Raw genomic sequence first — 5,208 nt, 5'->3', positions numbered from 1 at the left:
AACTAGAGGTTCGCGTCGGGGACCGCGAAGGTGTCGCAGACCGCGAAGACGTCGCCGGCGGCGTTCTTGTAGCCCTGGGCGAACCACCCCTGGCGCTGCGCGCTGGATCCATGCGTCCAGCTCTCCGGGTTGGAGAAGCCCGACTGCTCCTGGATGTGGTCGTCGCCCACGGTGAACGCCGCATTCAGCGCGTCGTTGATCTGGGCGTCCGTGGGCTTCTCCAGGAACGGCACTCCGTTCTCGTCCGTCTGCTGCGTGATCGCGCCCAGCCAGGCGCCCGCGTAGCAGTCCGCCTGCAGCTCGATCCGCACGCCGTTGCTGTACGGACCGGTGCCGTTGTTCGGGTGCTCGGACATGACGCCGGTGATGTTCTGGATGTGGTGTCCCCACTCGTGGCCCACGATGTAGAGCTGGGCCAGCTCGCCGGCCGAGGCCCCGAACTGCTGACGCATCAGCTGGAAGAAGGTGGGGTCCAGGTAGACGCCCTCCTCGGGCGGGCAGTAGAACGGCCCCACCGCGTTCGACGCGGTGCCGCACTGCGTCGCGGTCTGGCCGTCCACGACGGTCATCTGCGGCGGCCGGTAGCCGTCGAGCTTCGCCGTCCAGTAGTCGTCCAGCACGACCTGCGCCCCCGCCATGCGGCAGTCGTCGTTCGTGTTCGCGTCCTGTCCGGTGTTGCACTCGTCCAGCAGCGCCCCCTCGGAGGACGACGGAGCCGTCCCGCCCGCCGGCGCCCCGGCCCCGCCGCCCAGCAGCCCGCTGAGATCCACCCCGGTGAACATGCTGATCAGCATCACGGCGAGCGCGCCGACGCCGACCACGCCGCCGCCCGCGATCGCAGCGGTGCGCCCGCGTCGTCGCGTCGTGTTGCCGCTGATGTCCGCATCGGGATTGAACGTCATGGCACGAGGGTACTCCGCGGATCGGTCGTCGTCCCGCGGTCGTAGGCTCGAGTCATGACGACGACGATCACGATCACCGGTGCCGGCGGACAGATCGGCTACGCCCTGCTGTTCCGCATCGCGGCCGGCGACATGCTCGGCCCGGACGAGCACGTGCGCCTGCGCCTCCTGGAGATCCCCGCGGGCCTCGGCGCCGCGGAGGGGGCGGCGCTGGAGCTCCAGGACGGCGCGTTCCCGCTGCTGGACGACGTGGAGGTCACCGACGACCCGGCGGTCGGCTTCGCGGGCGCCGACCACGCGCTGCTCGTCGGCGCCCGCCCTCGCGGCCCCGGGATGGAGCGCGCGGACCTGCTCGCCGCGAACGGCGGGATCTTCGGCCCGCAGGGAGCGGCAATCGCCGCGAACGCCGCCGCCGGCGTCCGCGTCACCGTGGTCGGCAACCCCGCGAACACCAACGCGCTGATCGCCGCCGCCCACGCCGACGGGGTGCCCGCCGAGCGGTTCAGCGCGCTGACCCGCCTCGACGAGAACCGGGCGCGCGCGCAGCTCGCCGCGACCCTCGACGCGCCGGTCGCCGACGTCCGGCATGTGCCGATCTGGGGCAACCACTCCGCCACGCAGTTCCCGGACGTCTCCCGCGCCACCGTCGGCGGGCGCCCGGTCACGCAGGCCCTGGCCGAGCGGGTGGGCGACGTGCGCGCCTGGCTGGAGTCGACGTTCATCCCCCGCGTCGCCCGGCGCGGCGCCGAGATCATCGAGGTGCGCGGATCGTCGTCCGTCGCCTCCGCCGCGAGCGCGACGATCGACCACGTCCGCAGCTGGGCGCTGGGCACCGGGACGACCGACGCGGACGTGACCAGCGCCGGGGTCGTCTCCCGGGGCGAGTACGGCGTCCCCGAGGGACTGGTCAGCTCCTTCCCGGTGCACGCCGTGGACGGCGAATGGCGCGTCGTCGAGGGGATCGAGCTCGACGAGTGGGCACGATCGCGCGTCGACGCCTCCGTCGCGGAGCTCGCCGACGAGCGCGAGGCGGTGCGGGCGCTCGGCCTGCTCTGACCGCCGGGCGCCCCGCCCGGGAGAGGCGCACGCCCAGGCCGGCGCGGACACGGACGGCGTTCAGGCGGGAGACTTAGACTGATCCGGCCATGACGCCGGATGCCCTCCCTGCCGCCCCTCGCGCAGCGCGACGAGGAGGACGATGATGGCCCGGCACGAGCCGCGCACCCCCGAGGCGCACGGCGCCGAGGGGCAGGACGCGCCCACCGCGCCCATCGAGATGCGCGCCGACGGCCGCCCGGCGATCGACGACGCCGACCGCTCGGACGCGCCCGCACCGCGCCGCGAGGACGAGACGCCGACGCTGGAGATCCCGGTTCAGGCCCCGGCGCAGACCTCGCCGCCGACCCGCTCGCAGCAGTACGTCGTGGAAGGCGGGGGCGCGCTGTTCGCGCCGGAGCAGACTCCCGTCTTCGATCCCGGGGCCGGTGCGCCGGTCCCCGTCCCGCGTCGGCGGCGTCGCCGGGGTCCCGTCATCGCCGTCGCCTCGCTCCTCCTGCTCGCGGGCCTGGCCGCCGGCGGCTGGTTCCTCGGCGAGAGCTGGGCGGAGGCAGAGGTCGTCCGCACCGCGCAGCAGGAGGCGCGGGCGGCGCTCGGCCTCCCGGACGACCATCCGGTCGACGTCGAGGTCCCGACGCCGGTCCTTCCCCAATACCTCGCCGGCGCGCTCTCCGCCCTCGACATCGCCGTCGCCGACGTTCCGGTCGGGGGCGTCCGCGGCGACCTCACCATGCATGCGGAGAACGTCGCCGTCCGCGGCGAGACCACGATGGGGGATGCCCGCGCAGAGGTCTCGCTCTCGCCGGATGCGGCGCGGCAGCTGCTGGCCACCAGCTCCGGACTCCCCACGGTGGGCCTGGAGCTGACGCCGCCGGGCGTGCGGGTCTCGCTGGATCCCGGGCTCTTCGACTCCGGCGTGGACGTCGACGTCGACCTGTCGCCCTCCGTCGGCTCCGGGCAGCTGCTGCTGAGCCCGCAGGCGTTCTCGGTCGGGGGCGCGGACATGTCGGCCGACCTGGTGCGCGACCGCTTCGGCGACTACGCCGAGCCCATGCTCTCCCCGCGCTCGGTGTGCCTGGCCGCCGCGCTGCCCCGGGCGTTCACGCTCACCGCCGTGGCCGTCGACGACGCCGGGCTGACCGCCCGCTTCGACGTGGACGGGGCGATCGCCGAGAACGAGGCGCTCCGGGCTCCCGGAGCCTGCTGACCGGTCCGGGCAGGATGTCCGTGGGCGGGGAGAGAATGGGCGGAACGGTCCTCGACAGGGCAGAATGATGGTGGACGGAGGTGCACGGATGAACGGCGCGCAGCAGGATCAGGTCTCGACGGCAGGGCCCGGCGAGGATGCGCTGACGAGCCCCCTGCACCTGCCCCATGCGGCGGCGGAGTGCCCCAAGTGCTTCACCGAGCTGCAGCAGAACCGCGACTGGTGGTCCGCGCGGCCGGACGGCTCGCGGCTCGTCGGCCTCGTGGTGGCCCGTGAGGGGATGCCCTCCGTGGTGCAGCAGCGCGAGGACCTGACCCGCTTCGGCGTTCCCATCGAGGGCTTCCGCCACCCGGCGCCGGACATCCTGGAGAGCTGGGGCGACCGCATCGCCCGCCTGATCGACACCCTCGGCCCCGGCGACGTGCTGGTCGTGGCCAACATCCACGCGCTCGGCCGGGACATCGACGAGGAGTCGCGGACGGTGGCGGAGCTGCGTCGGCGCGGAGTGATGGTCAAGGTGCTCAGCCACCACGCACGGCACCTGGCCGACGCGGGACGCTGATCCGGCGGGAGTCCGTCGGCGGCGTCAGTCGGCGCCGTTGTCCTCGCCCTGAGGCGCGTCCAGCAGCGCCAGGTCCTCCTTCGTCACGAGACGTGACGAGATCACGTGCTCCACGAGACGGGCGCGGCGGTTGGTCGCGAACGAGCGCGCGCCTCCGCGCATCCCGGGGACGCCGATCCGGTCGAACTTGTCGCACACGTTGTCGAGCTTGCGGTTGAACCGCGTGACGGTCCATCCCAGGCGCTCGGCCGCGGCCGCGCTGGTCGGGATCGCGCTCATCCCGGTGCCGTCGCGACGCAGCAGCGGCTCGGCGAGCGCGACGAGCAGCAGCTTCTGGCTCTCCGTGAGCGGCACCTCGCCGATGGTCGACACCCCGTCGCCGGCCAGATCGCGACGGGTCGCGTGGAACGTCGGGTTGGTCGCGTGGATCGTGAACTCGTAGGTGGTCGGGCCCGCCGAGAACACCACCGTCGTGATCTGGAACACGAGCGGCAGGCGTGCGCCCGGAGCCAGCCACGCCTGGACGCCCCCGGACACGTCCGTCACCGTGGCGGTGAGGCGCGAGCCGATGTTGGCCAGCCACCACAGTCCGTTCTCCTGCGCGATCTCCAGGAAGTGACGGTGCAGGAACAGGTTGTCGTCGATCGCGAGCTCGCCCTCCCGCCCGACCACGAACCGGCCGCCCTCGGCCACCGGGAAGTACTCCCCCGCGAACTCGACCGTGACCGTGCCGGTCGGCGCGGGAGCCGGCTCCTGCGCCCCCTCGCTCGCGGCGGGCTCCGCGTCATCCACCGCCGAGGAGTCGCCCGCGTCCGCCGGATCGCTCGGTTCCGCCCCTGCCGCCTCGCCGCCCCCGATCATCAGGTCGGCGACGCGGATCCGGCGGGCGGCGTCCTCGGGGTCGGGAGCCTGGCTCATCAGGTCGGCGATCCGCGCCGCCTGGTCCGGGAGCGCGTCGGCCGGAGTCTCGTCGGCCGGGGAGGACCGGCGCTCCCCGCTCACGGGGTGCACCCCCGTACCGCCTCGGAGGTGCGCCCGTCGGCGCGCCGCAGCATCACGTCGATGCAGGTCTGCGTGCCGGAGAACGGCACGGCGACCGTGGTCTCCGTCGTCATCGACAGCTCCTCCTCCCCCGACAGCGTGACGATGTTCCACACATAGCCGTCCCCCTCCTCCGGTGCGCGGTTGGTCCAGGTGAACGTCGCCTGATCGCCCGCGACGGTCGCGGACAGGTCCGCCACCCGGGGGACCGCTCCGCTGATCACGTCCTGCGGCACGACGTCCGCGCTCTCGCTCGGCGACGGCACGGGCGGCGCGGCGTTGAGCAGGTTCACGGCCACCACCGCTCCGGCCGCGAGCGCGATCACGGCGACGACAGCGAGCACGATCCACAGCGCGCGGCGTCCGCGGGGCCTCTCGTCCGGCGCCGTCGGCGCGGGCTCCGCGACGACGGCGGACGGCGCGGACGACGCGGCGGTCCC

At 73.9% G+C, this 5,208-nt stretch carries 5 protein-coding genes and 1 pseudogene; 3 read left to right on the top strand and 3 right to left on the bottom strand.

Annotation, left to right across the window (positions count from 1 at the left end):
• Nucleotides 1-2 precede the first annotated feature (2 nt).
• Nucleotides 3-902, bottom strand: a complete 900-nt coding sequence (gene ypfJ, locus MR1_RS17305; protein ID WP_067249883.1) for a KPN_02809 family neutral zinc metallopeptidase — start codon at nt 900-902, stop codon at nt 3-5.
• Between the two features lie 54 nt (nt 903-956).
• Here ypfJ and MR1_RS17300 point away from each other — a divergent pair, with 54 nt between their 5' ends.
• From MR1_RS17300 to MR1_RS17290, 3 genes are all read left to right on the top strand, one after another.
• Nucleotides 957-1,958, top strand: coding sequence for a malate dehydrogenase (locus tag MR1_RS17300; RefSeq protein WP_067249880.1), 1,002 nt, complete (start codon nt 957-959; stop codon nt 1,956-1,958).
• 142 nt (nt 1,959-2,100) lie between these two features.
• On the top strand, nt 2,101-3,165 hold the full coding sequence (locus MR1_RS17295) for an LmeA family phospholipid-binding protein (protein WP_067249876.1): 1,065 nt from the start codon (nt 2,101-2,103) through the stop codon (nt 3,163-3,165).
• Nucleotides 3,166-3,253: 88 nt separating this feature from the next.
• On the top strand, nt 3,254-3,727 hold the full coding sequence (locus MR1_RS17290; protein ID WP_067249889.1) for a recombinase family protein: 474 nt from the start codon (nt 3,254-3,256) through the stop codon (nt 3,725-3,727).
• A gap of 24 nt (nt 3,728-3,751) precedes the next feature.
• On the opposite strand, the gene MR1_RS17285 is transcribed toward MR1_RS17290, so the two are convergent.
• A complete protein-coding gene (locus tag MR1_RS17285; protein WP_409366276.1) occupies nt 3,752-4,588 on the bottom strand; it encodes a hypothetical protein in 837 nt (278 codons plus the stop codon).
• 137 nt (nt 4,589-4,725) lie between these two features.
• A pseudogene (locus MR1_RS20255) lies at nt 4,726-5,208 on the bottom strand (serine/threonine-protein kinase); the annotation flags it as partial.

The organism is Microbacterium resistens NBRC 103078 (assembly GCF_001552355.1).
Taxonomy (GTDB): Bacteria; Actinomycetota; Actinomycetes; order Actinomycetales; family Microbacteriaceae; genus Microbacterium; species Microbacterium resistens.
Note: the sequence above shows the minus strand (reverse complement) of the source record. Positions and strands in the feature narration are given on the sequence as shown.

What these genes read in the sequence shown, in the direction of transcription:
- ypfJ (WP_067249883.1), bottom strand. Translation starts at nt 902, where the DNA reads ATGACGTTCAATCCCGATGCGGACATCAGCGGCAACACGACGCGACGA.
- MR1_RS17300 (WP_067249880.1), top strand. Translation starts at nt 957, where the DNA reads ATGACGACGACGATCACGATCACCGGTGCCGGCGGACAGATCGGCTAC.
- MR1_RS17295 (WP_067249876.1), top strand. Translation starts at nt 2,101, where the DNA reads ATGATGGCCCGGCACGAGCCGCGCACCCCCGAGGCGCACGGCGCCGAG.
- MR1_RS17290 (WP_067249889.1), top strand. Translation starts at nt 3,254, where the DNA reads ATGAACGGCGCGCAGCAGGATCAGGTCTCGACGGCAGGGCCCGGCGAG.
- MR1_RS17285 (WP_409366276.1), bottom strand. Translation starts at nt 4,588, where the DNA reads ATGATCGGGGGCGGCGAGGCGGCAGGGGCGGAACCGAGCGATCCGGCG.